At 23.2% G+C, this 698-nt stretch carries 1 pseudogene; it reads right to left on the bottom strand.

The annotated features are described in order from the left end of the window. Positions 1–698 (bottom strand): annotated as a pseudogene (locus tag H2277_RS09075) (hypothetical protein); the annotation flags it as partial.

Below are 698 nucleotides of genomic sequence, written 5' to 3'. Positions count from 1 at the left end.
TTTATTTCTTTATTTACAATCAAAGAATTCATATAAGTTTGATAAGCATTTTCTAAATCTTTAAAGCCAAGTTTTTTAAATTCATCAATACTTTTATAAAGTTCTTTTCTTGCTTTTAAATAAGTATCGTTTAGTTTGGTTTTGTGGAAAATAAAAAGAATATATTCATCTTCATCATATTCTAAAATTTCTTTAGCTATTTTTTCATTTAATAAAGCTTTATCATTATTATCTAAAACTAAAAAAGCTTCACATAAAAACAAAGTTCTTAAATAAGCAAATTCTGAGTTGATATTAATATTATCAATATCTTGTAAATTTAAAGTCTTTAATGAGTATTTTTTAGTAGCGATAATGTTTAAACTTTGATTTGGATTTAAAAAAGTATTTCTTTCTTGTTTTAATTGAAAGCTTAGATTTTTATTTAAGGATTTAAATAAAGAATTAAAAATCTCATTTTTGATTTTACTATCTTCTTTGTAAAGTTTTAAAGCAAGTTGATATTTTTGTTCTTCTTGATCAATGATTTGATCTTGTTCTTGTAAATCTTGTATGTTTTTTAAATACTCTTCATCCATAAAGTTATAGGAATTAGAAGCTATGCTTGTTTTAGTTATAAGTTCTTTTTTCTTTGCTAGGGCAAATTCGTATTCTTTAGAATATCTGGGGTAGGGGTGTGGGGTGAAGAGGGATAAACC

Origin of the sequence: Campylobacter sp. W0014, assembly GCF_020135975.1 — a bacterium.
Classification (GTDB): Bacteria; Campylobacterota; Campylobacteria; order Campylobacterales; family Campylobacteraceae; genus Campylobacter_D.
Note: the sequence above shows the minus strand (reverse complement) of the source record. Positions and strands in the feature narration are given on the sequence as shown.